21 protein-coding genes are annotated in these 25,603 nt (G+C 71.4%); 12 read left to right on the forward strand and 9 right to left on the reverse strand.

The genetic code is table 11. From position 1 onward, the window contains the following. Window positions 1-800: 800 nt before the first annotated feature. Window positions 801-1,658 (reverse strand): type I methionyl aminopeptidase, encoded by an 858-nt coding sequence (gene map, locus ABD481_RS14075; RefSeq protein WP_344666072.1) that lies wholly within the window; start codon window positions 1,656-1,658, stop codon window positions 801-803. A 42-nt stretch (window positions 1,659-1,700) separates the two neighbouring features. Between map and ABD481_RS14080 the strand changes: the two genes are divergently transcribed. Further along, on the forward strand, window positions 1,701-1,907 hold the full coding sequence (locus ABD481_RS14080; RefSeq protein WP_344666073.1) for a YfcZ/YiiS family protein: 207 nt from the start codon (window positions 1,701-1,703) through the stop codon (window positions 1,905-1,907). A gap of 37 nt (window positions 1,908-1,944) precedes the next feature. Here the strand turns inward: ABD481_RS14080 and ABD481_RS14085 are convergent, their stop codons facing one another. Together ABD481_RS14085 and ABD481_RS14090 are read right to left on the reverse strand one after the other, a co-directional pair. Next, window positions 1,945-3,297: a LamG domain-containing protein gene (locus ABD481_RS14085; RefSeq protein ID WP_344666074.1), complete on the reverse strand. Its 1,353-nt coding sequence runs from the start codon at window positions 3,295-3,297 to the stop codon at window positions 1,945-1,947. A gap of 41 nt (window positions 3,298-3,338) precedes the next feature. Beyond that, the gene (locus tag ABD481_RS14090; protein WP_344666212.1) at window positions 3,339-4,607 is read right to left on the reverse strand and encodes an MFS transporter; all 1,269 of its coding nucleotides are present in this window, start codon (window positions 4,605-4,607) and stop codon (window positions 3,339-3,341) included. 292 nt (window positions 4,608-4,899) lie between these two features. Between ABD481_RS14090 and panB the strand changes: the two genes are divergently transcribed. From panB to ABD481_RS14110, 4 genes are all read left to right on the forward strand, one after another. After that, the gene (gene panB / locus ABD481_RS14095) at window positions 4,900-5,778 is read left to right on the forward strand and encodes a 3-methyl-2-oxobutanoate hydroxymethyltransferase (RefSeq protein ID WP_344666075.1); all 879 of its coding nucleotides are present in this window, start codon (window positions 4,900-4,902) and stop codon (window positions 5,776-5,778) included. 98 nt (window positions 5,779-5,876) lie between these two features. Continuing rightward, window positions 5,877-6,479 (forward strand): hypothetical protein, encoded by a 603-nt coding sequence (locus ABD481_RS14100; protein WP_344666076.1) that lies wholly within the window; start codon window positions 5,877-5,879, stop codon window positions 6,477-6,479. A gap of 126 nt (window positions 6,480-6,605) precedes the next feature. Further along, window positions 6,606-8,207 (forward strand): MFS transporter, encoded by a 1,602-nt coding sequence (locus tag ABD481_RS14105; protein ID WP_344666077.1) that lies wholly within the window; start codon window positions 6,606-6,608, stop codon window positions 8,205-8,207. An 82-nt stretch (window positions 8,208-8,289) separates the two neighbouring features. Further along, entirely contained in the window at window positions 8,290-8,982 is a 693-nt protein-coding gene (locus ABD481_RS14110; RefSeq protein WP_344666078.1) for a TetR/AcrR family transcriptional regulator, read from the forward strand. Between the two features lie 271 nt (window positions 8,983-9,253). Here the strand turns inward: ABD481_RS14110 and ABD481_RS14115 are convergent, their stop codons facing one another. Then, window positions 9,254-10,021, reverse strand: coding sequence for an SDR family oxidoreductase (locus tag ABD481_RS14115; RefSeq protein ID WP_344666079.1), 768 nt, complete (start codon window positions 10,019-10,021; stop codon window positions 9,254-9,256). A 766-nt stretch (window positions 10,022-10,787) separates the two neighbouring features. Here ABD481_RS14115 and glnA point away from each other — a divergent pair. After that, the gene (gene glnA / locus ABD481_RS14120; RefSeq protein WP_344666080.1) at window positions 10,788-12,134 is read left to right on the forward strand and encodes a type I glutamate--ammonia ligase; all 1,347 of its coding nucleotides are present in this window, start codon (window positions 10,788-10,790) and stop codon (window positions 12,132-12,134) included. Window positions 12,135-12,319: 185 nt separating this feature from the next. Here glnA and ABD481_RS14125 read toward each other — a convergent pair whose 3' ends face one another. Both ABD481_RS14125 and ABD481_RS14130 read right to left on the reverse strand, forming a co-directional pair. Continuing rightward, window positions 12,320-12,709, reverse strand: coding sequence for a fic family toxin-antitoxin system, toxin component (locus ABD481_RS14125; RefSeq protein WP_344666081.1), 390 nt, complete (start codon window positions 12,707-12,709; stop codon window positions 12,320-12,322). Beyond that, entirely contained in the window at window positions 12,706-12,927 is a 222-nt protein-coding gene (locus ABD481_RS14130; RefSeq protein ID WP_344666082.1) for a hypothetical protein, read from the reverse strand. Before ABD481_RS14130 ends, ABD481_RS14125 begins: the two co-directional genes overlap by 4 nt. Before the next feature lie 182 nt (window positions 12,928-13,109). Between ABD481_RS14130 and ABD481_RS14135 the strand changes: the two genes are divergently transcribed. Together ABD481_RS14135 and ABD481_RS14140 are read left to right on the forward strand one after the other, a co-directional pair. Next, window positions 13,110-14,078, forward strand: coding sequence for a zinc-binding dehydrogenase (locus ABD481_RS14135; protein WP_344666083.1), 969 nt, complete (start codon window positions 13,110-13,112; stop codon window positions 14,076-14,078). A 202-nt stretch (window positions 14,079-14,280) separates the two neighbouring features. Continuing rightward, window positions 14,281-15,228: a maleylpyruvate isomerase N-terminal domain-containing protein gene (locus ABD481_RS14140; RefSeq protein ID WP_344666084.1), complete on the forward strand. Its 948-nt coding sequence runs from the start codon at window positions 14,281-14,283 to the stop codon at window positions 15,226-15,228. Window positions 15,229-15,457: 229 nt separating this feature from the next. Here the strand turns inward: ABD481_RS14140 and ABD481_RS14145 are convergent, their stop codons facing one another. Next, a complete protein-coding gene (locus ABD481_RS14145) occupies window positions 15,458-16,066 on the reverse strand; it encodes an RNA polymerase sigma factor (protein ID WP_344666213.1) in 609 nt (202 codons plus the stop codon). A 221-nt stretch (window positions 16,067-16,287) separates the two neighbouring features. On the opposite strand from ABD481_RS14145, the gene ABD481_RS14150 reads away from it, so the two are divergent. From ABD481_RS14150 to ABD481_RS14160, 3 genes are all read left to right on the forward strand, one after another. Further along, entirely contained in the window at window positions 16,288-16,812 is a 525-nt protein-coding gene (locus ABD481_RS14150; RefSeq protein WP_344666085.1) for an NUDIX hydrolase, read from the forward strand. Between the two features lie 232 nt (window positions 16,813-17,044). Continuing rightward, window positions 17,045-18,604, forward strand: a complete 1,560-nt coding sequence (locus tag ABD481_RS14155; protein ID WP_344666214.1) for a phospholipase C — start codon at window positions 17,045-17,047, stop codon at window positions 18,602-18,604. A gap of 100 nt (window positions 18,605-18,704) precedes the next feature. Next, on the forward strand, window positions 18,705-21,932 hold the full coding sequence (locus ABD481_RS14160; protein WP_344666086.1) for a bifunctional [glutamine synthetase] adenylyltransferase/[glutamine synthetase]-adenylyl-L-tyrosine phosphorylase: 3,228 nt from the start codon (window positions 18,705-18,707) through the stop codon (window positions 21,930-21,932). Window positions 21,933-22,010: 78 nt separating this feature from the next. Here ABD481_RS14160 and ABD481_RS14165 read toward each other — a convergent pair whose 3' ends face one another. Next, complete coding sequence (locus tag ABD481_RS14165; RefSeq protein WP_344666087.1) at window positions 22,011-23,402, reverse strand: serine hydrolase; 1,392 nt, start codon at window positions 23,400-23,402, stop codon at window positions 22,011-22,013. A gap of 50 nt (window positions 23,403-23,452) precedes the next feature. Here ABD481_RS14165 and ABD481_RS14170 point away from each other — a divergent pair, with 50 nt between their 5' ends. Continuing rightward, on the forward strand, window positions 23,453-24,172 hold the full coding sequence (locus ABD481_RS14170) for a TetR/AcrR family transcriptional regulator (RefSeq protein ID WP_344666088.1): 720 nt from the start codon (window positions 23,453-23,455) through the stop codon (window positions 24,170-24,172). Window positions 24,173-24,237: 65 nt separating this feature from the next. Here ABD481_RS14170 and ABD481_RS14175 read toward each other — a convergent pair whose 3' ends face one another. Continuing rightward, a complete protein-coding gene (locus ABD481_RS14175; protein ID WP_344666089.1) occupies window positions 24,238-25,233 on the reverse strand; it encodes a phosphatase PAP2 family protein in 996 nt (331 codons plus the stop codon). Window positions 25,234-25,603: the final 370 nt, after the last annotated feature.

Here is a 25,603-nt window from a genome sequence, read left to right on the forward strand (position 1 = left end):
CCCGGCCAACCGGCTGGGGCACGTTCTTTGATTAGGACTTGATAGTCCAGGCCAATGCAGTGCTCACCAGCCGGCAGCTGTAACCCGGAAGTCTGCCCCATGGACTCGCTCCCGGGAATCATTAGGCTAGTCAAGGTCAAAGGCGCCTCCGGCGGCCCCTCCGGGGAGGACCTCGCTCTGGAAAGAGTGGGGTCGGGCGGTTAACTTGCCTTTGGTCGGTGGTTCCGGTTTCGGTCCCGGCCTTTCCGTCGCATCGTCGCCTGAAGGAATCACACCGCCCAGGCGGTATCAAGGCGACCCTTCAGGTGCCGTGCCCCGGCTGATGCGAGCCTTGACACCGCCTGGGCGGCGCGATTGGCTACGCCCGCCGAAGCGACGGAAAGACCGGAACCGAAGACCTAACTTTGGGGCAAAGCAAAAAGCGGGGCACCCGGTTGCGATGACCACCGGTCCCGCTGGCCGCCGCCGGAGTGGTGATGGTGGCCGGCAGTCAATTGCGATGCTGACCAGTTTTGTTGGCCGCCGCCGGTTGCGGTGGTGGCGAGGCACCCGGTTGCGATGCCGATCAGTTCTGCTGGCCGCTGCCGGTCGCGAAGGTGGCCGGGCGATCAGTCGCGATGCTGACCAGTTTTGTTGGCCGCTGCCGGTTGCGGTGCTGGCCGGGCGGCCAGGCGCGGTGGGGCAGTGAAGCTGGTCGCTGGTCGCGGCGGGTGTGCTGTCGGCGGGGCGCTTGGTCGCGAGGGTGATTTGGCGAAGCTGGCCGTCGGGCGGCTGGTCGCGCTGGCGGTTTGGCCAGGTCTTCAGCTGCTGCTCGGCAGCGTCAGCACCTCGACGCCGTCGTTCGTCACCACCATCGTGTGCTCGAACTGGGCGGTTCGTTTGCGGTCGCGGGTCACTGCTGTCCACTTGTCGGGCCACATGTCGTAGTCGGTGGTGCCCAGGGTCAGCATGGGTTCGATGGTGAAGGTCATGCCTGGTTCCATCACCAGGGTTGCGTAGGGGTCGTCGTAGTGGGGGATGACCAGGCCGGTGTGGAAGCTGGTGCTGATGCCGTGGCCGGTGAAGTCGCGGACTACGCCGTAGGCGAAGCGTTTGGCGTAGCTTTCGATGACGCGGCCGATGATGTTGATTTGGCGGCCTGGGCGGACGGCGTTGATGGCGCGGGTCAGGCTTTCGCGGGTGCGTTCGATCAGGAGGTGGGATTCCTCGTCGACGGTGCCTACTTCGAAGGTGGCGTTGGTGTCGCCGTGGACGCCGTTGATGTAGGCGGTGATGTCGATGTTCAGGATGTCGCCGTCCTGGAGGACGGTGGTGTCCGGGATGCCGTGGCAGATGACCTCGTTGAGGGAGGTGCACATCGACTTCGGGTAGCCCTTGTAGCCCAGCGTGGAGGGGTAGGCGCCGTGGTCGAGGAGGTACTCGTGGCCGATGCGGTCCAGTTCGTCGGTGGTGGTGCCGGGTTTGGCGGCGGCGCCGGTGGCTACCAGGGCGTCGGCGGCGATGCGGCTGGCGATGCGCATGCGTTCGATGGTTTCGGGGGTCTGGACGGCGCGGCCGGCGTAGGGCTTGGGCTGCTTGCGTCCTACGTACTCGGGTCGCTTGATCCCGGCGGGGACGGGCAGAGTGGGAGAGACGGTGCCGGGTACGAGAGTCGCCATAGTCGGACAGTCTAGGCAACCGTTGGAGCCAGGGAGGTTGCGATGCGCTGGAGCAGGAAGGGCGAGCCGTCGGAGGACGACGGTTGGTACTACTGCGTGAAGCACGGCACGGTGGAGCCGGCCGGGGCTTGTGCGGCCAAGGATCGGCTGGGGCCGTATGCCACGCGGGAGGAGGCCGAGCAGGCGTTGCAGCGGGTGCAGGAGCGTAATGAGGCCTGGCGGCAGGCCGATGAGGGGGCCGACGGCTGAGTGGGCCGGGCGCGTCCTCGGGACGCGCCCGGCTGTTCTATAGCGCCTTGACCTCGGCGGCGGTCAGGGCGTGGCTGTAGACGCGGACGTCGGAGATGTAGCCGTTGAACGGGTTCGACGGGTACTTCTGGTACCAGCTGCGTCCGATCGCGAACGGGCCGGTGGCGGCGTAGGGTGCCGATCCGGTTTTGGCCGTGCCCTGGAGGGCGCCGTCGACGTAGAACGCGATCGTGCCGGCCGGGGCGTCGTAGACGCCGGTCAGCTGGTGCCAGGAGTTCAGCGGGATCGCCGTCTTCGCCCCGACGCCGATCGTGGTCGGGGTGGTGGCGTCGTTGTCGGCGCGGACGAAGGACCAGTTCTTCGCCTCGGTGGAGTAGCTGAAGGTGAAGGCGAAGTTCTGCGCGCCGTCCTGGCTGAACAGGGCGGAGTACTTGGTGGGTGTGGTCAGGCCGGTCTGGTTCATCCAGAGCGAGATGGTGAAGCTCTTGGTGGTGTCGATCACCGCCGACTTGGTGGCGACCTCGCCGCCCTTGATCTGGTTCGCCGGGCCGTTGAAGTAGGCCGCGCCGCCGTGCTGGGCCGGGTCGAAGGTGGCGGCGCCGGCGGCGGTGCCGGTCAGGCCGCGGCCGGAGCTGTCGGCGGCGGTGGTGCCGCCGGCCTCGGCGAGGCGCCAGTGCAGGAGGTCCGCGGTCGGTGCGGCGACCGGGACGGCCGGGGCGGTGCTGGCCGGGGGAGCGGCCGTGGTGCGGCCGGTGGTCGACGGCTTCGTGGCCGGGGGCGAGGACTTCGAGCCGGTGGCGCTCGGCGTGGTCGGGCTGGTGGCCGGGGCGCCGGGGACGTCCTTGCCGTCGCGCGGGCTCGGCGTGCCAGGGGCGCTGTTGTTGTCCGGTGCGCTGCCGGTGGATCCGGGGAATCCCGCGGCGCCGGAGGAGTTGCCGGTGGTGACGCTGGGGGACGCGGCGGCGGTGGGCTGCTTGTCGCCGCCGCCGCCGCTGCTGCCGCCGGCCAGGGCGATGGCGCCGGCGGTGACGCCGATCACCGCGATCGCGGACGCGCCGATCAGCAGGGTCCTGCGACGCTTGTCGGGGCCGTTGCTGTCGGGGCCGGAAGGCGGTGGGCCGAGCAGCAGCGGCGGCTGTGGCGCCGATTGCTGCGGGGCCGATGGCGGCGGGGCCTGGAACCCGGCGGCCGAGCGTTGCGGAGCGCCGGGTTCCGAGGCCGGGAAGAAGCCGGTCTCGGCCGGGGGGAACGAGGTCATCGGGCGGCCGTCGGCCCCGAGCTGCGGGCCGCCGGGTGCCCCCGCCGGGTCCTGCCCCGTCCCCGGCCCTCCTGGTGTTCCGCCCCCGGCCGCCCAAGGCCCGTAGCCGCCGTTCCCGTCCCCGCCCACCATGACAATCCCCTTATAGCTGGTCTTGGCCCGTCAGGCCCCGATCATAGGGAGGCCGCCGCGTGTGCCGCCATCCGTTCCTCGCGGACGGCCTCGGCGTGGGTGTCGGAGCGGACGTCGTAGCGGCGGAAGCCGGGCAGGAAGGCCGCCAGGCCGAGGACGGCGCCGACGCAGGCCAGGCCGCCGAAGCCGACCGAGAACACCGGGCCGCGCCAGGCCGCCATCGAGCCGGCGCGGACCTGGCCGAGGATCGGGCCGGTGGAGAAGGAGAGCATCTCGATGCCGGCCAGGCGTCCGCGCAGGGCGTCCGGGATGGTCTGGTTCCAGATCGACATCCGGAACACGCCGCTGACCGCGTCGGCGGCGCCGGCCGCGGCCAGGCAGGCCAGCACCACGCCCACGTTCAGGGTGGCGGCCACCAGGGCGATGGCCGCGCCCCAGGCGCCGGCGGCCCAGATCACCGCCAGGCCGTGCCGGTGCACGCGGCGGGTCCACCCGCTGCTGACCGACACCAGGGCCGAGCCCACCGCGGGTGCGGCGTAGAGCAGGCCCAGGGACCAGGAGGCGTGCAGCCGGTCGGCCAGGAACGGGAACAGCGCCGTCGGCATCGCGAAGGTCATGGCCGCGATGTCGACGACGTAGGTGCCGATCAGCTCCTGCCGGCTGCGGGCGTACTTCCAGCCGGCGGCGATGCCGCGCAGGCTCGCCCCCTCGGCGTCCGCGCTCTGCGGGGAGGGCCGCAGGCGGATCAGGAACACGCAGGACGCCAGGAAGGTGGCGGCGTCGGCGACGTAGGCCACGGTCGGGCCGGTGGTGGCCACCAGCACGCCGCCGAGCGCGGGCCCGGCGATCTGGGTGAACGACCCCAGCATCCATTGCAGGGCCCCGGCGGACAGGATCAGGTCCGGCGGGACGACGCGGGGCACGATCGCCTCGCGGGAGGGCCGCTGCAGGCCGTTGACCGCCGCGAAGGCCGCGGTCAGCACGTAGATCGGCCACAGCATCGGATGCGGCAGCAGCGCGTTCACCAGCAGCAGCACCGACAGGACGGCCGAGGCGGCCTCGGTGGAGACCACGAGCTTGCGCCGGTCCATCGCGTCGGCCAGCGCGCCGCCCCACAGCCCGCAGACCACCAGCGGCACCAGTTCGGTGGCGCCGAGCAGGCCGACCGCGAGCGCGGAACCGGTGAGATCCTTGATCTGGAAGGGCACCGCGACGTAGGTCAGGAACGACCCGAAACCGGATATCACCGAGGAATACGTGAGCAGCCGGTAATCGCGGGAGACTTTCAGCGGAGTGACGTCGACCCTCAGGTCACGGAGGTCACGCCACCGGCGACGGGGCTTTTCGCCCTGCTGCGACGCGTCGCCAGGCGCCGCAGTTTCTGAGTTCACGCGGGCGATTGTCCGAACCGTTGCCCGCGCGCCGCAAACGACTTTCAAGGATTTGTGAGCAGAGTCACGAATGGGGCGCGACGGACTGACCACGGACCGTTCGTACGGGTGCGCTCCAGGTCTTAACAAGGGATCCTGGGCGTGAGACGATCAGCTTCGTCCGGGTACGCCGTTTCGGCGCCTCGAGTCGTCTCAATGAGGAGAAACCAGCATGTCCGCTGCATCCAGCGTCACGCAGGAATCCGCACAGACCCCGCCCAAGCTCTCGCTCTACGGCGGGACCGGCACCGGCCGCCGGGTCACCGTCCGCGATCTGGCCAAGGCCAAGCGCGAGGGCGAGAAGTGGGCGATGCTCACCGCCTACGACGCGCTCACCGCCGGCGTCTTCGACGAGGCCGGGATCCCGGTCCTGCTCGTCGGCGACTCCGCCGGGAACAACCACCTCGGCTACGAGAACACCGTCCCGGTCACCGTCGACCAGCTGGTCATGCTCTCCGGCGCCGTGGTCCGCGGCACCAAGCGCGCCATGGTCGTCGGCGACCTGCCGTTCGGCTCCTACCAGTCCTCGCCCTCCCAGGCGCTGGACACCGCCGCCCGGTTCATGAAGGAGGCCGGCTGCGGCGCCGTGAAGCTGGAGGGCGGCCGCCGGGTGCTGCCGCAGGTCGACGCGCTGGTCCAGGCCGGCATCCCGGTGATGGCGCACATCGGCCTGACCCCGCAGTCGGTCAACGTGCTGGGCGGCTACCGGATAGCCGGACGCGGCGACGAGGAGGCCGAGAAGCTGATCTCCGACGCCAAGGCCCTGCAGCACGCCGGCGCCTTCGCGATCGTGCTGGAGCTGGTCCCGGCCGAACTCGCGGCGCGGGTCTCGGCCGAGATCGACATCCCCACCGTCGGCATCGGGGCCGGGTCCGGCACCGACGCCCAGGTCCTGGTCTGGACCGACATGGCCGGTCTGACGCCCGGCGGCGTCCCCAAGTTCGTCAAGCAGTACGCCGATCTGCGCACCCTGCTCGGCGACGCGGCGCGGGCCTTCGCCACCGATGTCGTGCACGGCACGTATCCCGACGAGTCCCACTCCTACCACTGACGCGCTTCGGGCGACCGAGCGGCTCCGAGCAACCGAGTATCAGTACTGATATGCCGGGCCGGGTGTCATAAAGGCGCCCGGACCGGCAGTATTCGACTATGGACTCCGCGCAGACCGACCTCCTCCGCGAACTCCTCGACGGCACCGCCTGGTTCGGCGAGTGCCGCGGCTTCGCCCGCACCCTGCGCCGGGCCCCGCGCAGCCCGGGCGGGCTGCTCCTGGTCGGCACGCCCGAGGAGGAGCCCTGGCACCTGGCGGCCCACCTCGACACCGAGGCCGGCCTGTCCGGCCTGCCGCAGCTGGCCCCGACCCTGGTCCGGCACCAGGTCCCGGATGGCGCCCCGCCGCATCTGGCGGTGCCGCTGAACCGGCTGGTGACCGCCCGGCGCGGGGAGGCGGTGCTGGTCGTGGCGCCGGACGACCCCGGCGGGCCGCTGCTGGAGCGGGTCGACGACGCCCGCCGGCGCGGTGCGGCGATCCTGACCATGGCCGAGGACGAGGACTCCGCCGGCGAGCTGCTGTCGCTCTCGCACGACGCCCTGCTGGTCCCGGAGTCCGGCGTCGTCCCGGGCTTCGACGCCGCCCAGCATCTGCTCGCCTCCAGCGCCGGCGAGCAGGACCGGCGCCGCCGCGGGTTCCGGGACCGCCTCACGGCCCTCATCGACCAGGTCTCCGGCGGCTCGGCGGACACGTACCGCTGAGCCGGGTGATCCACCTAATACGAGACGGTTGCGTTCCGATACCACCGGGCGTACGCTCGCGGTGTTATCGATACGGCCCCGTTCCGTATCGATGAACGACAGCTCTCGCGGAGGGGAAGAGGGGATATGGAACGCGAGGTCATACACCGCCGCAGATGGGCCATCCTCGGGGTGCTCATCTTCAGCCTGCTCGTGGTCGTGCTGGACAACACCATCCTGAACGTCGCCCTGAAGATCATCTCGAACCCGAAGAACGACCCGGTGACGCCGGGTCTGGGCGCCCAGCAGCCCGATCTGGAATGGGCCATCAACTCCTACACGCTGGTCTTCGCCGGGCTGCTGTTCACCTTCGGGATCGTCGGCGACCGCTTCGGGCGCAAGAAGATCCTGATGGCCGGCATGGTCGGCTTCGGGATCGCCTCGGTGCTGTGCGCCTACGCCGGCAGCCCCGGCCAGCTGATCGCCACCCGGGCCGTCATGGGCTTGTTCGGCGCCGCGATCATGCCGGCGACGCTGGCCATCATCGCCAACGTCTTCGAGCCCAAGGAGCAGCCCAAGGCGATCGGCATGTGGGCCGGCGGCGTGGGCCTGGCCGTGGCCATCGGCCCGGTGCTGGGCGGCCTGCTGCTGGACCACTTCTGGTGGGGCTCGGTGTTCCTGATCAACGTGCCGATCATCATCGTGGCGCTGGTCGCGATGGCGCTGCTGGTGCCGGACTCCAAGAACCCGAACCCGGGCCGCCTGGACCCGGTGGGCGTGGTGCTGTCGATGGCCGGGATCGTGGTCTTCGTCTACGGCATCATCCGCGGCGGCGACGTCGGCTGGGGCAACCCGCAGATCTGGGGCTCGCTGATCGGCGGCGTGCTGCTGTGCGCGCTGTTCGTCTTCTGGGAGCTGCGCACCAGCCATCCGGCGCTGGACGTCCGGCTGTTCCGGAGCTCGCGGCCGTTCTCGGCCTCGATCATCCTGGTCGCGATGTCCTTCTTCGCGATGATGGGCGTGCTGTTCTTCCTGTCCTTCTACCTCCAGTCGGTGCTGGACTTCAGCCCGCTGAAGGCCGGTCTGTACATGACGCCCTTCGCCCTGGCGCAGCTGATCTTCTCGCCGATGTCGGCCAAGCTGGTGCAGCGGTTCGGGGCCCGGGCGGTGTCGACGTTCGGCATGCTGGTGATCGCGCTGACGTTCCTGATGTACCAGTTCGTGAACGAGACCTCGCCGGCGGCGCTGCTGATCGCGATCTTCTTCCTCCAGGGCATGGGCATGGCGAACGTGATGCCCCCGGCGACCACCACCATCATGACCTCGCTGCCCCGGGAGAAGGCCGGTGTCGGCTCCTCGGTGAGCAACACGGTCCGGCAGGTCGGCGGCGCCCTCGGCGTCGCGGTGCTCGGCACGCTGCTGACCACCGCCTACCGCGGCAAGATGGAGAAGCCGCTGGGCACGGTGGTGAAGGACCCGTCGCTGCTGCACACCGTCGACGGCTCGATCCAGGCCACCAAGGGGGCCGGGCAGCACGTCCCGGCGCTCCAGAAGTTCTACCCGCAGGCCGACGCCGCGTTCATCCACGCGATGCACGTGACCGTGGTGGTCTCGGCCGGCGTGGCCCTGCTGGCCGCCGTCATCGCCCTGATGTGGCTGCCGCGCCGGCCGATCGGCGCGCTGGTCGACGCCCGGCCGTCGGGCGGCCCGAGCGCCGCCGAGACGGCCGAGGCGGCCGGGGTCGCCTGACCGCCGCCGCGCGGGCGGCACCGGCGCCGGAACCGGCGCCGCTGCCCGCGCGAAGGCCGCGACGAGGAGATGATGGAGCGCTATGACGACGACCCATGCCGACCACGGATCCGACGGCCGACATCCCGGACACGTCGCCGGCGGCTGCGCGGACCCCGGCTGCGCCGCCAAGAAGGACCGTCCCCGCCGGCCCGGCCGGCCCCGCAGCGAGGCCGCCGAGCGGGCCATCCTGGACGCCGTCCTGGAGCTGCTCGGCCAGGGCATGTCCTACCCCGCGCTGTCCATGGAGCAGGTCGCCGCCCGGGCCGGGGTCGGCAAGGCCACGGTCTACCGGCGCTGGCAGAACAAGGAACAGCTGGTGGTCGACGCGGTCAGCACGCTGTGGACGGAGTGCCCGGAGCCCGACCTGACCGGCGGGGGCAGCGCCCGCGACCTGCTGGTCGAGTACCTGGTCACGATGGCCGACCTGATGCACTCCGACCGCGCCGGGCTGGTGTTCGCCTCGGTGATGGCCACCGCCATGACCAACCCGGAGCTGGTCCGCCGCTACCAGCAGGTGGCGATCGAACCGCGCCGCGACCAGCTGCGGACCATCCTGCGCCACGGCATGGCGGCCGGCGAGCTGCGGGCCGACCTGGACGTCGAGCTGACGGTGCGGATGCTGGCCGGGCCGATCGTCCTCACGATGAAGACCGAGTGCCTGGACCAGCCGCTGCCGGACGGCTTCGCCGCGGCGTTGGTCGACAACCTCATGGTGGGCATGGCACCGCGCTGAGCGGCGGTGCGGGCGCGGTCCGGCGCGGCTCGGGCGCGGCTCGGGTGCGGAACGAGCGCGCCGGTCGCGCCGGGCCCGGCCGGGGTGTCTGGACGGGCACCGAGCCGCCAGGTATTGGCGACCGGCCACCGGCTATCGGCCACCAGGCATCGGCCATCGGCGATTACCCGTTGCCGGGCACTGGCCAGCGCCACCGGGCCCGTGGAATTGGCTACTGGACACCGGCCGAGCCGAGCAAGAACCGGGCCCCGATCCACCCCTGAGAACCGACCTACCGTCCGTACTCGGCGGCCAGGAACTCGGCCCACGTGGCCTTGCCGACCCGGCGCTCCGGCGCGTTGTGCCACCCGGCGCGGAACGCCGCGCCGACCTTTCCCGGCAGCGGCGCGGGCACCAGCAGTCGGTGCTTGCCGGTGGCCGCCAGCCAGGACCGGGCCAGCTCCCGGGTCCCGAGCAGCTCCGGGCCGCCCAGGTCCTCGGCCCGCCCCAGCGGCTCGCCGACCGCCAGCTCGGCCAGCCGCTCGGCGGCCTCGGCGGCGTCCAGGGGCTGGAACGGCAGCTCCGGCATCGGCACCACCGGGGACTTCGCGGCCAGGCCCAGGAACATGTCGAGCAGCTGGAACCACTGGGTCGTGCGCAGGATCGTGAACGGCAGCCCGCTGCCCTCGATCGCCTGCTCGACCTCGTACTTGGTCCGGTAGTACTTCAGCGGGTGCCGGTCGACGCCCACGATCGAGATATAGAGCAGGTGCGGCCGCCGTCCCCCGCGCTTGGCGGCCTCGATGAGGTGCCACGCCGCGACGGTGTCGCCCTTGCCTTGTTTGCGGGTGTTGGAGGCCGCGTGCACGATCACGTCGACGCCGGCCAGCGCCTCGTCCAGCCCGGTCCCGTCGGTCAGGTCGCCGACCACCCATTCGCAGGAGCCCACCGAGCCGTCGCGGCCCCGTCGGCTCAGCGCGCGCACCCGTTCCCCGCGCGCCGCCAGCAGCGGGACCAGGACGCTGCCGAGCGTGCCGCTCGCTCCGGTCACCAGGATCATCTCGTGCCTCCTCGCCGATTCCACTACCCCGTCGGGGCGAGGACGGATCCGGCGCGGGGTCTGTGACGCGGCGGCGGTGTGAGACGGATCACGGCCGCGGAACCGGGCCGGAAAAGGTCCGAGGCCTCACCGCACGGGGGGACGGTGAGGCCTCGGGATGGGAGACCCCATCGCACGGGGGGACGATGAGGTCTCGTTGGAGGATTATTCTCCGTTCAACAACGCTTGGCGAGAGGTTCCGGAGAGATTTTCGGCAAAGATCTTCAGAGTTTCCCCCTGAGCACCCGCAGTGACCGCTTTTGGTCCGATTTTGCCCCGTGATGCCGCCCTATGCGATCAAGGGCTCCGGGTACGGCGGGAGCCGCCATGTCGACGCGGTGTCGGTATGGCGGTGTCTTTCAATAAGACGGCGCGGGACCCCTAAGAGGTTGCATCCGAGTCGGGATTCGCCCTCGCCGGCCTTTCGGAGCCGGGATTCCGGGCGCCCGCGCCGGATTCCGGGCATCCGTGTGTCCGGCCGCGCGCGCCGTCCGTACGGCGTTGTGCGGATCCGGAAATCCGAACCTCATCTCCGCCTCAACGCCGGCGCCCCGGCGGCCCGCCGCGGGCTCGTCCCGGCCCCAGGAGCCCCTGTGACGCCCTCGGGGCCCGCCCGCCCCGCGCACCCCGCGTCCGATCCCGTCCGGCCGTCTGCGGCCCACCCCCGGCCCGCACGACTTCCCATCGCCGTAATCACACGGAAACGCACCTCGGACATACTTGCCTCATGGAACGTCAGCAGGAGTTCGTCCTCCGCACCCTCGAAGAGCGGGACATCCGCTTCGTCCGTCTGTGGTTCACCGACGTCCTGGGCTTCCTGAAATCCGTCGCGGTGGCCCCGGCGGAGCTGGAACAGGCCTTCAGCGAGGGCATCGGCTTCGACGGCTCGGCCATCGAGGGCTTCACCCGGGTGGCCGAATCGGACATGCTCGCCAAGCCCGACCCGCAGACGTTCCAGATACTTCCGTGGCGTGCCGAGTCCCCGGGCACCGCGCGGATGTTCTGCGACATCCTGATGCCCGACGGCGCCGCCAGCTACGCCGACCCCCGGTGGGTCCTCAAGCGCACCCTGGCCAAGGCGGCCGAGCGCGGCTTCACCTTCTACACCCACCCCGAGATCGAGTTCTATCTCTTCGAGGGCCAGCCCAAGCCCGGCAAGGCCCCCGAGCCGGTGGACCGCTCCGGCTACTTCGACCTGACGCCGCACGGCGTCGGCCACGACTTCCGGCGCCAGGCCATCACCCACCTGGAGAGCATGGGCATCTCGGTGGAGTTCAGCCACCACGAGGGCGGGCCCGGCCAGCAGGAGATCGACCTGCGCTACGCCGACGCGCTGTCCACGGCGGACAACATCATGACCTTCCGCCACGTGATGAAGGAGGTCGCCCTGGAGCAGGGCGTCTTCGCCTCCTTCATGCCCAAGCCGCTGGCCGAGCACCCCGGCTCGGGCATGCACACCCACCTGTCGCTGTTCGAGGGCGACCGCAACGCCTTCCACGAGCCCGGCGCCGAGTACAGCCTGTCCAAGACCGGCCGCAGCTTCATCGCCGGCCTGCTGCGCCACGCCGGCGAGCTGACCGCCGTCACCAACCAGTTCGTGAACTCCTACAAGCGCCTGTTCGGCGGCGGCGACCGCAGCGAGGCCCCCAGCTACATCAGCTGGGGCCACAACAACCGCTCGGCCCTGGTCCGGGTGCCGATGTACAAGCCGTCCAAGTCGCAGTCCACCCGCGTGGAGGTCCGCAGCCTGGACTCGGCCTGCAACCCCTACCTCGCCTTCGCCGTCCTGCTGGCCGCCGGCCTCAAGGGCATCGAGGAGGGCTACGAGCTCCCGGCCGGCGCCGAGGACAACGTCTGGACCCTCACCGACGCCGAGCGCCGCGCCCTGGGCATCGAACCGCTGCCGTCCTCGCTGTCCGAGGCCATCTCCCGCATGGAGGACAGCGAGCTGGTCGCCGAGACGCTCGGCGAGCACGTCTTCGACTTCTTCCTGCGCAACAAGCGCGCGGAGTGGAGCGACTACCGGCACCAGGTGACGCCGTTCGAGCTGAACCGGTACCTGCCGGTGCTCTGAGACCTGGGCACGCCGGCAAGCACAGACAAACGCTGGCGAGTACAGGCAAGCACAGGCAGGCACAGGCAGGCGGCAGGTAACCGCGAGCAAACGAAAGCGGCTGCCCCGACGCGTCCCAGCGTCCGGGCAGCCGCTTCCGTTTCGACGCCTCCGTTGCCGCCTATCCCTTGCCGCCTGTCCCTTGCCTACTCCTTGACCCAGTTCCGCAGCACCCACGACACCGCGCCGACGTCCAGCTTCCCCTCGGCGGCGTCCCCGGCCAGCCGTGCGGCCTCGCGGACGTCCGGTACCACCGGCAGCCCGCACGCGGCCAAATAGGCCACCGCCGTGGCCGCCGCGAACAGCCGGTTCGCGTTCTCCAGCGCCGGCACCCGCGCCAGCTGGTGCATCAACGCGGCGGCCTGATGATGCGGCCGCTCGTAGACCCGCCGTCCCAGCACCACCGCCTCGGTGCGGGCCAGCGCCGCGTAGAGCGCGCCGTAGTCGACGACGGCCGGGTCGCCCGGCAGCCGCTGCGCCGCGTCCAGAAGCCAAGCAATGTCGATCGGGTGACCGGGAACGACTTCTCCGCTCACGCGACCGGCTTGAGGTCGTCGTCGAACGCGCCGCTGGCCTTCGCGTCCTCCACGAACCGGTCGAAGACCGCGTCGAAGACCGCGCGGCGGCCCCGGGTGTCGGCGTCGATCAGCCGCGTCAGGTACTCGCCGAGGTTCACGCCGGCGTCCGCCGCCGCGGCCCTGGCCGCCTCCGCGATCTCGTCCGGCACGCGCGCGTTCAGCTGCTGATTGCCCATACCCGCCATGCTAGCGCCGCTAGCACCCCCTGTCACCGGCGCCGTCGCCGAAACCGTCCGGCGTCGCGGCCAGGTCCTAGGTCCAAAGTCCTAGTCGCCGCAGACCCCCGGCCCGAGGTGGGCGCGCCGAAAGCCGGTGAGGATCGAGGGGACCCCGTCCTCACCCCCCTCGGAGACCCTTCATGCAGGCCATCTGGCTCCGCGCCTTCGGCGGCCCCGCCAACCTCCGCGCCGAGCAGACCCCCGCCCCGGTCCTCGCCCCCGACACCGCGCTGGTCGACGTCGCCTACGCCAACATCACCTTCGTCGAGACCCAGGTCCGCGCGGGCAACGGCCCTTTCCGGCCACGGCTGCCGTTCATCCCCGGCAACGGCGTCGGCGGGCGGATCCGCGCCGTGGGCCCCGGCCTGGACCCCGCGATCGTCGGCACCCGCGTCATCGGCTCCACCGGCGGCTCCGGCGGCTACGCCGAACAAGCCCTGGTCCCCGCCGACGTCCTCTACCGCGTCCCGGACCACCTCCCGCTCGACGCGGCCGTCGCCGTCCTCGCCGACGGCCGCACCGCCTCCCTGGTCCTGGCCGCCGCCGCGGTCCGGCCCGGCGAACGCGTCGTCGTCGAGGCCGCCGCCGGCGGGGTCGGCTCGCTGCTCACCCAGCTCGCGAAGGCCGCCGGCGCCACCGTCGTCGCCCTGGCCGGCGGCGACCGCAAGACCAAGCTCGCCCTGGACCTCGGCGCCGACCACGCCGTCGACTACACCGCCCCGGACTGGCCGGCCCGCCTCGGCGGTCCCGTGGACGTGGTCTTCGACGGCGTCGGCGGCGAGATCGGCCGCACCGCCTTCGCCCGACTCGTCCGGGGCGGCCGCCTGGTGAGCTACGGCCTGGCAAGCGGCGAGTGGACGGCCATCTCCGAGACCGACGCCGCCGCCCGGGGCGTCACCGTCGTCCGTCCCAGCGCCGGACCCGAGGACATGCGCCGCCACACCGACGCCGCCCTGCTCGCCGCCGCCGAGGGCCGGCTCCGCCCGGTGATCGGCCAGCGCTTCCGGCTGGACCGCGCCGCCGACGCCCACAGCGTGATCGAATCCCGCCAAGCTGTTGGAAAAACCCTGCTGACCACGGAATATTCTGACAGCGAAGCAGTAGCATGAGGGACGCGTTCCGTTGAGGGCATTCGCGAACACCTCATCGACCAGCTCAACAACGTGACGAAGCGTCCCCGCCGCGCATCTTGACCGCACCGCTCCCGGCTGCTGTGGTGGCAGACATCGCGTCCAATAGATGGGGACCGCGCCACCCGCACCGCCCAGCCAGCCGCAAAGCACTCCGCCGAGACAGCCGCCGGGAGCGACCATGACGGGTACCCGCACCACCCTTGCCGAAGACCTGTCCGCGGCGCGCGCCGTCATCCCCAGCCTCGCCGACCGGTCCTCGGACCTGTTCTCCCGGCTCCGCGAACCCCGCGCCCCCTCGCGGCTGCCGGGGTGGACCGCCGGCGACGTCGCCGTCCATCTGGGCCTGGCCTGCACCGCCTACGCCGCCGCGGCCACCGGCGATTTCAGCACCCTGGACGAGGTCGGCGCGGCCAACGCCAAGGACGCGGCCGCCGCCGATCCGGCCGGACTCGCCGAACCCCTGCCCGGCGGCCCCGACTTCGACTCCTGGATGGCCGCCCTGCCGGCCCGGGCCGGCATCCGGGAGCGCGTCGCCGACCTCAACGCCCTGACCCTCAACCAGTCCGGCCCCTCCACGCACCGCGCCACCCCGGCCCGGATCCGCGCCGGCGCCGAGGCCATCGTCGCCGCCACCGCCGGACGCGACCCCGCCGAACCCTGCCGGGTCCCCTGGTTCGGCGAGGACGTCACGATCCCGCTCGGCACCGTCGCCGGCCTGTTCCTGAGCGAGACGCTGCTCCACACCCTCGACGCGGCGCGCGCCTCACACCAGAAGTGGTCGGTCCCGCCCGGCACGGCGCGCCTGATCATCTCCTTGGTCTTCCCCGAGATGATGCCCCGGACCATGAACCTGGAGCGGGCCGCGAAGCTGCACGCCGTCGTCCAGTTCCATGTCCGCGGCGGCGTCACCATCGGCCTCGATGTCGACGGCGCGAAGATCCGGACGGTCCGCGACCCCGGGTCGGGCCGCGCCGACTGCCACATCTCCATGGACCCGGTCGCTTTCCTGCTGGCGGTCAGCGGACGGGCTTCGCAGAACCGGCAGATAGCCGCCGGACGGATGATTCCCTACGGCCGCAAGCCCTGGCTGGCGCCGCAGGTCGCCCAGCTTTTCGTCTTCCCCTGAGGCCCGGCGCAGCTCGCAGCCGTCCTCGCCGCACTGCCGCCGCAGCCGTCCGGCCGAGACGGTCTGCACCAGCCCCATGGTCCAGCACATGGGGCAGCCGCGCAGCGGCACCAAGCCGAGGGGCAGCAACAGCAGGCTCGGCACCGGCGTCAGCGCCAGACCGCCGGCCAGCGCGCCGAATCCGAGGACGCCGCGCACGACGTGCCGGGTCAGCGAGCTGCTGGCGAACTCACCAGAGCCGCTCATGGTCCGACCCCTCTCCGTCGAGCTCCCGCCGCACCGCCAGCCGGGCGCGATGCAGCCGCGACTTCATCGCCGCCACGCTCAGGCCCAGCTCCTCGGCCGTGGCCCGCCCGGACTGCCCTTGCACGTCCCGGAGAATCAGCACCCTGCGCAGGTCCTCCGGCAGCGCCACGACCGCCGCCACCACTCGCTCGGCCTCCAGCCGGCCCAGGACGTCGTCCTCCAGCGCCCGGGTCGCCGTCTCGCGCTGCACGGTCTCGCGCTGCACCGGGTGCCGGCGCAGGGCCAGCCGCGTCCGCCGCAGGCACTCGTTCCGCACGATCCGGAACATCCACGACGCCAGCGCCGCCGTCGCGCGCAGCATCCCGATCCGGCTGTACAGGATGATCAGCGCCTCCTGCGCGGCGTCCTCGGCGTCCTGCGGTGTCGCGCACAGCGTCTTCGCGAACCGCAGCACATGCGGATACGACCCGGACACCAGCGCCCGCACCGCCTCGGCGTCGCCGTCCTGGGCGGCCAGCACGAGCTGCTCGCCGGGCCACGCGCCGCTCGGCCCGCCCCCGGATCCGGTTCCCGTCCCGGGCTCCGCCACCATCACCGCCTCACCCACGGGCCCGCCCCCGCCTCCGCAGGAGCGTCACCGTGCACATGCACACCAGGATCGCCGCGACGACCCCGACGAAAGCCCACACCATCTCGTACATCCTCTCTCGTGTCCCCCGACGGCCCGGCACGCCCGGAACCACCGCCGACTCACCGATAAGAGGGTCGCGCCCCCTCGGAGGATTCACGCGCGCGGCGTGTTTTGATGACTCGGTGAACCCCGACGAAGAACTCGTCTACGAGGTGGACGAGAACGACAAGATTCTGCGCGTCGTGCGCCGTGGCGAACTGACCGACGAGAACCTGCGCCACCGCTGCGTCTACATCCTGTTCCGGGACCGCGCCGGCCGGATCCTGGTGCACCGCCGCGCCGCGGCCAAGCGGGTCTTCCCCAAGTACTACGACATGTTCGTCGCCGGCATGGTCCCGGCGGGGGAGACCTACGACCAGGCCGCGCGCCGCGAGGGCGGCGAGGAGGTGGGCCAGCACAACGTCGTCCTGCGCCGGCTCGGCAAGTTCCGCTTCGACCACGACAAGGTGCCGCAGTGGGCCGCCGTCTACACCGCCACCGTCTCCGGCCCGGTCGTCCCGCAGCCGGAGGAGGTCGAGTGGTTCGGCTTCCTCACCGAGGACGAACTCGCCGAGAGCGTCAAAGAGAACGACTACTGCCCCGACAGCCTGTACTTCTACGCCAGGCTGCGCGGCGAGTCCGTGGCGCAGCCCGAAACAGAGTCCTGACCTGCCGGGTCCAGGCCGATCGCCGACCGGCCCGAGAAGATCCCCATTGGGAACCCCAGTGCAACTGTTCACCCCGATGCCACCCGCACCTCATCGGGCATCCGACCACTGCGACACCCGGCGGCACCAGATTTAGCGGCGCCAACGGACTGCACCGGGAGGAATCTTGTCCGCCAAGACCCGTTCCACCGCGCTGCTGCGCACCAAGCGGCGCCGCGTCACCGCCGCCGCCATGGCCACCTGCGCGGCCGCCGGTCTCACGTTCGCCGCCGCCTCGCCGAGCTTCGGCGACCCGCAGCCGAGCTGGGCCCGTTCCACCGCGACGCCGATCAAGCACGTGGTCGTGATCTTCCAGGAGAACGTCAGCTTCGACCACTACTTCGGCACCTACCCGAACGCCGCCAACACCGACGGCACCCCGTTCTACGCCCACGGCGACACCCCGGGCGTGAACGGCCTGCTCGGCGGCGGCGGCCTGCTGACCGCCAACCCGAACAGCGCGAACCCGCAGCGTCTGGGCACGGACATGATCCTGACCTGCGACCAGGACCACGACTACACGCCGGAGCAGAAGGCGTTCAACGGCGGCCTGATGAACAAGTTCGTCGAGAACACCGACACCGAGTCCTGCGCGGCGCCGGACAAGGGCAAGCCGGGCCTGGTCATGGACTACTACGACGGCAACGTCGTGACCGGCCTGTGGAACTACGCGCAGAACTACGCGCTGTCGGACAACTCCTACGACACCGTGTTCGGCCCCTCCACCCCGGGCGCCATCAACCTGGTCGCCGGCCAGACCCACGGCGGCTACGCGGTCGACCCGAAGACCGGCGCCAAGGTCTCCGACTCCTACGTCGTCGCGCAGCCCGACGCCAACGGCGTCGGCACCGTGATCAACGACCCGGACCCGGCCTACGACGACTGCGGCAACGCCAGCAACCGGCTGGCCATGACCGGCAAGAACATCGGCGACCTGCTCAACGAGAAGAACGTCACCTGGGGCTGGTTCGAGGGCGGCTTCAAGCCCACCGCGCCCGCCGCCGCCGGCAAGCCCGCGGTCTGCGGCTCCTCGCACGTCAACGTCGGCGGCGCCACCGTCGGCGACTACAGCGCGCACCACCAGCCGTTCGAGTACTACCAGTCCACCAGCAACCCGCACCACCTGCCGCCGACCTCGGTGGCGAACATCGGCAAGAGCGACCAGGCCAACCACCAGTACGACATCACCGACTTCGGCGCCGCGCTCCAGAACGGCAACCTGCCGGCCGTGTCGTTCCTGAAGGCCGCCAAGTACCAGGACGGCCACGCCGGCTACTCCGACCCGATCGACGAGCAGAAGTTCCTCGCCGACACCATCAACGCCCTGCAGAAGTCGCCGGACTGGAAGTCCACCGCCGTCATCATCGCCTACGACGACAGCGACGGCTGGTACGACCACGTCATGCCGCCGATCGTGAACACCTCCACCGGCGCCGACGACGCGCTCAACGGCGCCGGCGTCTGCGGCGGCGGCAAGGCCCCGCTCGGCGGCTACGCCGACCGCTGCGGCTACGGCCCGCGCCTGCCGCTGCTGGTCGTCTCCCCGTACGCCAAGCAGGACTACGTCGACCACAGCGTCACCGACCAGTCCTCCGTCCTGCGCTTCATCGAGGACAACTGGAAGACCGGTCGCGTCGGCGACTCCTCGTTCGACGCCCTGGCCGGCTCGCTGAACGGGATGTTCGACTTCGACCACCGGCGCGACGGCAAGGTCTTGCTCAACCCGGCCACCGGCGCGGTGGTCAAGCACTAGACAGCTTGACCGGGCCCTTGGTGGCCCGAAGGCACTAAGGACGCGACCGGCTCCCGGACACGGGACGCCGGTCGCGCCCGCGTCTGGGTAATGTGGCGGGGTGGCACAGACGGCGGCGGCGCAGGGCCGGGCACGAGAGTCGGCACGCTCACGACTGGTCAGGCTCGGTTTCACCGACCCCGAGACGGCCCTGGACACCCTGGCCGAGGCGCCCCTGGGCGAACTCGGCCGCGACCCCCTCTTCCTGGAGGCCCTGGGCCGCACCGCCGACCCCGACCTGGCGCTGGCCGCCACCGGCCGGCTGCTCGACGCCGCCGACGACGCCGAGTCCCTGGCCGCCACCCTCGCGGCCGCCCGGCCGTTCCAGGATCGCCTGCTCGGCGTACTGGGGGTCAGCGTCGCCCTCGGCGACCACCTGGCCCGCCACCCCGAGGCCTGGCGCGCCCTGGTCGAGTTCGACGTCGAGGACCTGGCCCCGGCCTTTCGCCGACTGATGCTGGAGGCCGTCGGCGCCGAGCCCGACGCCGCCGAGCCCGTCGCCGCCCACGCCGGCATCCCGGCCCGCGACGCCCTGCGCGTCGCCTATCGCGACGCCCTGCTCGGCATCACCGCCCGCGACCTGGGCAGCCCCACCGCCGAGGCCGCCACCGAGAGCTACGACCGTACCTCCGCCGACCTGTCCGACCTCGCCACCGCCACCCTGGAGGCGGCCCTGGCGGTGGCCCGCGCCGAGCTGCCCGCCGACGCCCCGCCGGCCCGGCTGGCCGTGATCGCGATGGGCAAATGCGGCGCGCGCGAACTGAACTACGTCAGCGACGTCGACGTGGTCTTCGTCGCCGCCGCCCCGGACGGCACCGACCCCGCCGAGGAGCACCTGGCCCTGCGCACCGCCACCCAGCTGGCCGCGACGCTGATGCGGGTCTGTTCGGACACCACGTCCGAGGGCTCGATCTGGCAGGTCGACGCCAACCTGCGCCCGGAGGGCAAGAACGGGCCGCTGGTGCGGACCCTGGCCAGCCACGTCGCGTACTACGAGCGCTGGGCGAACACCTGGGAGTTCCAGGCGCTGCTGAAGGCCCGGCCGGCGGCCGGCGACGTCGACCTCGGCGCGCGGTACGTCGAGGCGGTGACGCCGATGGTGTGGGCGGCGTCGCGCCGGGAGGGGTTCGTCCGCGACGTGCAGGCGATGCGGCGGCGGGTGATCGCGCACCTCCCGGCCAAGGACGCCGAGCGGGAGCTGAAGCTCGGCTCCGGCGGGCTGCGGGACATCGAGTTCGCGGTGCAGCTGCTCCAGCTCGTGCACGGGCCGACGGACACGTCGTTGCGCAAGCGCGGGACGCTGGAGTCGCTGACCGCGCTGTCGGCCAGCGGGTATGTCGGGCGTGCGGACGCCGCGACGCTGGTCGACGCCTACCGGTTCCTCAGGACCCTGGAACACCGGCTCCAGGTGCACCGCCTGCGGCGCACCCACACCCTGCCGGAGGACAAGGCCGAGCTGCGGCGGCTGGGCCGGTCGATGGGCTACCGGACCGATCCCATCGACCAGCTGAGCGGCGAGTGGAAGCGGCACAAGCGGGAAGTGCGGCGGCTGCACGAGAAGCTTTTCTACCGGCCGCTGCTGGACGCGGTGGCGCGGTTGGCGCCCGGACAGGCCGCGCTGGGCGCCGCGCAGCTGACGCCGGAGGCGGCGCAGTCGCGGCTGGAGGCCCTGGGGTATACGGATCCTGCCGGGGCCCTGCGCCATTTGACGGCGCTGACGTCCGGAGTGAGCCGCAGGGCCGCGATCCAGCGGACGCTGCTGCCGGTGATGCTGAGCTGGTTCGCCGACGCCGCGGATCCGGACGGCGGACTGCTGGCGTTCCGGAAGACCTCCGAGGCGCTGGGGGACACGCACTGGTATCTCCGGCTGCTGCGGGACGAGGGCGCGGCCGCGGAGCATCTGGCGCGGGTTCTGGCGTCGGGGCGGTACGCGCCGGATCTGCTGCTGCGGGCGCCCGAGGCCGTGGCGATCCTGGGGGACCCGGGGAACCTGGTGCCCCGGGCGCGACCGGTGCTGGAGGCCGAGATCCGCTCGGCGGTGGGCCGCGCTTCGACGCCGGAGGCCGCGGTCGCCGCCGCGCGGGCGGTGCGGCGGCGGGAGCTGTTCCGGATCGCCGCCGCGGACATCCTGGGGATGCTGACGGTCGAGCAGGTGGGGGACGGGCTCAGCGCCGTCACGGCCGCCACGCTGGCCGGGGCGCTCCAGGCCGCCACCACGGCCGTGGAGACCCGGATCGGCGGGCCGATGCCGACGCGGTTCGCGATCATCGCCGCCGGGCGGTTCGGGGGGCGGGAGCTCGGCTACGGCAGCGATGCCGATGTGTTGTTCGTGCACGACCCGTTGCCCGAGGCCGAGGTTGATGCCGGGGACGGGGAGGAAGCGTGGGGGGCTGCTGATGAGGTCGGCGATGGCGGCGTTGTAGAGGCTGCTGGCGCTGGTTACGCATCCAGTTCCGGTTCCGGAGATGGCGCAAGCGACGGCCCACGCCCGATTTCGCCCGAGCGCGAGCGCGCCGCCACCGACGCGGCCCACGCGGTCGCCAACGAACTGCGGCGGCTGCTTCAAGTCCCGACTCCGGACCCGCCGCTGGCGATCGACGCGGACCTGCGGCCCGAGGGCAAGCAAGGGCCCTTGGTCCGATCCTTCGCCTCCTACGCCGAGTACTACCGGCGATGGTCGGTCGAGTGGGAGTCGCAGGCGCTGCTCCGTGCCGAGCCCGTCGCCGGCGACCCGGAGTTGGGGCGGCGGTTCATCACGCTGATCGACCCGCTGCGCCACCCCAAGGCCGGGCTCGACGAGAACGCGGTCCGAGAGATCCGCCGCATCAAGGCCCGCGTCGAGGCCGAGCGGCTTCCGCGCGGGGCCGACAAGGCGCTGCATACCAAGCTGGGCCCGGGCGGGCTGGCCGACGTCGAGTGGACGGTGCAGCTGCTTCAGCTCTGCCACTCCCACGACACCCCGGGTCTGAACACCACCCGCACCCGTCAGGCACTGTCCGCGGCGGTCGATGCAGGGCTGATCACCGCCGCCGACGCCGAGATCCTCGACGACGCGTGGGTCGAGGCGACGCGGGTGCGCAACGGGATCGTGCTGGTGCGCGGCCGCGCGGGGGATTCGATACCGACCGATGTGAAGGAACGCGCGAGCATCGCCCTGTATCTCAACGCCCTCAACAGCGAGGAGTTCGTCGAGGAATACCGGCGGGGCGCACGGCGGGCCCGGGCCGTCGTGGAGCGGGTGTTCTACGGCTGGACGAACGACTCCGGCGGCCGCCGTCCGGAGCAGTGAGCGGGTGAGCGCCGACTCTCGGCGCTCACTGCTCCACGGCTCACCACGCTCACCACTGCTTGCCGCAGTACCGGCGAGCTAGGCCGAGCGGCCGAATATCCGCCCGGCCAGATCGATCCCGACGACCGCGCCGCTCTCGTCCCGCGAGAAGAATCCGCGCTGCCCCTTCATCTCGCCTTCGGTGACGATGTAGTCGTCGCCCTCCTCGGCGAGGAATCCCATGGCCGACGCCGGGATGTCCGGCGGCATGTCCGCCTCGGCGGCCGAGCGGATCTCCGGCTTGATCTCGACCGCGAGGGTCAGGCGCTTGCCGTCGTCGGCGATGTCGAGGTTCATCGCGTCGATCTCGTAGCGGCCGACGACGTCGCCGTTGCGCGCCGGATCGTAGGCGACCGGCTCCGGGTCGGCTTCGACGACGCCGAGGCAGTGTTCGAGGGCCCACTTCACGACGGCCTGGTTCAGCTGGTAGCCCTCGGGGCTGTTGCTCAGGGCCACGACGGCGAACTCGCGGTCGGGGACGACCAGCACCTCGGCGAACTGGCCGTTGCCGGAGCCGCCGTGGCCGAAGGTCGGGACGCCGGCGATGGTCTTGAGGAACCAGCCGAACCCGAGCGCGTCGCCGAGGCTCGAGCCGCGGAGCTCGGCGGAGGGCTCCCGCATGAGACGGCGGTCGGCGAGCGAGAGAACGGCTTCGTCGGCGGAGACCGATCCCTCGGCTTCCAGATGGAACCGGCCCCAGCGCAGCAAGTCCCGTGCGGTCGACACGGCCCCGCCGCCGGGGTTGTTGCCCCGCGCGCCGGCCGGATAGGCCTTCCACGGCGTGGCGGTCTGTAGCGCGCCGTCATCGGTGCGCTTGTGGCCGATCGCGAACTTGCGCCGGACCACCTCGTCGAGGTCGAAGACGGTGTCGTCCAGGGCCAGGGGCGCCAGGACCAGGTCCGCCACGGCCTTCTCGTAGGGCCGGCCGGTGACGTTCTCGATGACGCGGCCCAGGATGTTGTAACCGGCCTGGCTGTAGGAGGCACGCGCTCCCGGTTCGGCGACCAGGGAGAGCGTCCCCAGCTTCGCCACGAAGCCGGCCAGCGACCCGTCGCCCTCGTCGGTGTCGATGAGGTTCCAGTCCAGGCCGGCGGTGTGGTTCAGGAGGTTCCGGACGGTGATCCGGTCGGCGTGCTCGTCGTCGGCGAGGACGAGTTCGGGGACGTAGCGGCGGACGGGCGCGTCGAGGTCGACGCGGCCCGCGGCGACGAGGTTCAGGACCGCGGTGGCGGTGAAGGACTTCGTGGCGGAGGCGATGTGGAACAACGTGCCTTCGTCGACGGGGACGGGGTGGTCGACGTTCGTGACGCCGTGGGGGGCGTAGGTCTCAGAGCCCTGGTGGAGGATGCCGACGCTGATGCCGGGGACTTCGTAAGCCTTCGCCGCCTCGGAGACGAAGCTTCTCAATGCGCTTGCTAGCTCTGTGGCCATGGTCGCTTACCGTAACGGGCACTTGAACTAAGTACAAGTATGCTGATCCCATGTCTCGGGCGACCACTCTCACGGCGGATCAGATCGTTCGGGCCGCCGTGGCTCTGCTGGATGAAGAAGGCCTTGACGGGCTCAACATGCGGGCGCTCGGCAAGCGGCTCGATGCCGCCGCCACGGCCGTGTACTGGCATATCAAGACGAAGGACGAGCTGGTCCGGCTGGCCGCCGACGCTGTGTGGCAGGAGGCGGAACTGACGGCGGTTGGCGGCGGGGGCGGCGATGAGGGTGAGGGCTGGCGGGCTGCCGCGACGGCCAGTGCGCAGAGTTTGTGGGGAGTGGTGGGCCGACACCCGTGGCTGAGTCCGGCTTATGGGGCGTACGTGATCTATGGGCCCGGCAAGGCGCGGCATGACGACAATGAGCTGGCGATCTACGAGGCTGCGGGGTTCGGGGCGCGGGAGGCGTGGTCGGCGGCGGCGACGGTTCTCACTTATGTGATGGGGAGCGGGCTGCTGCCGGCACTACAGGCCGGGCTCGCGCGCCGGTTCACCGAGGGCGGCAAGGCCGCCGCCGACGCCTACGAGGCGATGGCGGATGACGCGTTGGAGGTCGCCAAGCAGTTTCCCAGGCTGCGGGCGCGGATCGATGCCGAGGCGGCCGAGTGGAGTGCGCCCGCGGGTAGCGGCTTCGATTTCGGGCTGAACGCGATTCTCGACGGCTTCGAGGTCGCGTTGGCGAGGGGTCGCGGCGGCGGTCCTGGCCAGGGCTGAGCGGCGCACAAAGAGCAAAAAGATGGGCCCCTGTGGAGGGGCCCATCTTTATTCAGTCACGGTGGCTAACCCTGTGGCGCTATCTCCGGCTGTCCTCGCTCGCCGCCGGCCTTGCCGCTTCTCGTCGGCGCCGTCGTGGCCGTGGTGGCCGTGCCGGCCGCCTTGGCCGCCTCGGAGCCCGTCCCGGTCCCGCCGGTCGCGCCGGTCCCGCTGCCGTTGCCAGTGCCGCCAGCGCCGCCGCTGTCCGGCTGCTTCGGCACCGCCGCCGCACCGTCCGTCGTCGGCGCCGGCGCGAACGCCGGGCGGCCCTGCAACACCCGCTGCAGGAAGAACCCGATGCCCAGCGTCACCAGGCCGCCGACCGCGTCGAGCACGTAGTGGTTCGCCGTGCCGAGGATCACCGCGAAGGTGCAGACCGGGTAGGCGATGCCCAGGGCCTTGACCCAGGGGCGCTTGGCCAGATGGGCGATCACCAGGGCGCACCAGGTGGACCAGCCGATGTGCAGGGAGGGCATGGCCGCGAACTCGTTCGTGCCCTTGCCCAGGCCGGCCACGCCGTCGGACGTCGCCGCCGTCTGACCCCAGGGGTTCAGCAGCTTGAACGTGTCGACGAAGTTGCCATGGTCCAGCAGGCGCGGCGGGGCCAGGCTGTAGAAGTAGAACCCGAACAGCGCGACCAGTGTCATCGTGCACATCACTGTGCGGATGGCCCGGTACCGGTCGGGGAATTTGATGTAGACCCAGATCAGTACCGCGATGGGCACGATGAAGTGCAGCGTCGCGTAGTAGACGTTCATCGAGAACGCCAGCCATCGGACGCCGTACACCCAGTGGTTGAAGCTCCGCTCGAAGTTCAGGCCGAGGTAGTGCTCCAGGTTCAGGATGTCCCAGCCGCGCTGCTGGGCCGACACCTCGTGGGCGGGGGCCTTCAGGCGCGTCAGGGTGTACAGGTAGTAGCCGATCGCGATGAACGCGACCTCGAGCCAGAGCTTGGGGCGGTTCGTCGGCCGGTACCTCTCCGGCAGCAGCGGCCCCGGGATCCAGCTACGTCGGCGCCGCACCCGCTGCTCAGGACCTGCGCCGGGGGATGCAGTGGCCGGTGCACCAGGGGGTGCGCCGGACGGTGTGCCGGGCGCTGATCCCGCGGGTGCCACCGACCCGCCGGGCGCGGTCGTCGCCCCGGCGGTGCTTTCCAGCGGCTGTGTCGTCGTCACGAGTTCACCCCCATGACAGCCAAGTCTGCCAGGGTGCACACCAGGCGTGCGTCATACCCCGGGTCCACATTCCGCATCACTCCATGGTAGGGGCTTGGCGGTGGTGAGAGACGGTTCGCCGGGCGTCGATGATCCCGGCGGGGACCGCCAGCCTATCCGGACGCGATGTTTCCCGCTCGTCCCATGGCAGGTCATCTTCTTTGGCTACGCTCCGCGC

The sequence above is a fragment of the Catenulispora yoronensis genome (genome assembly GCF_039531695.1).
Taxonomy (GTDB): domain Bacteria; phylum Actinomycetota; class Actinomycetes; order Streptomycetales; family Catenulisporaceae; genus Catenulispora; species Catenulispora yoronensis.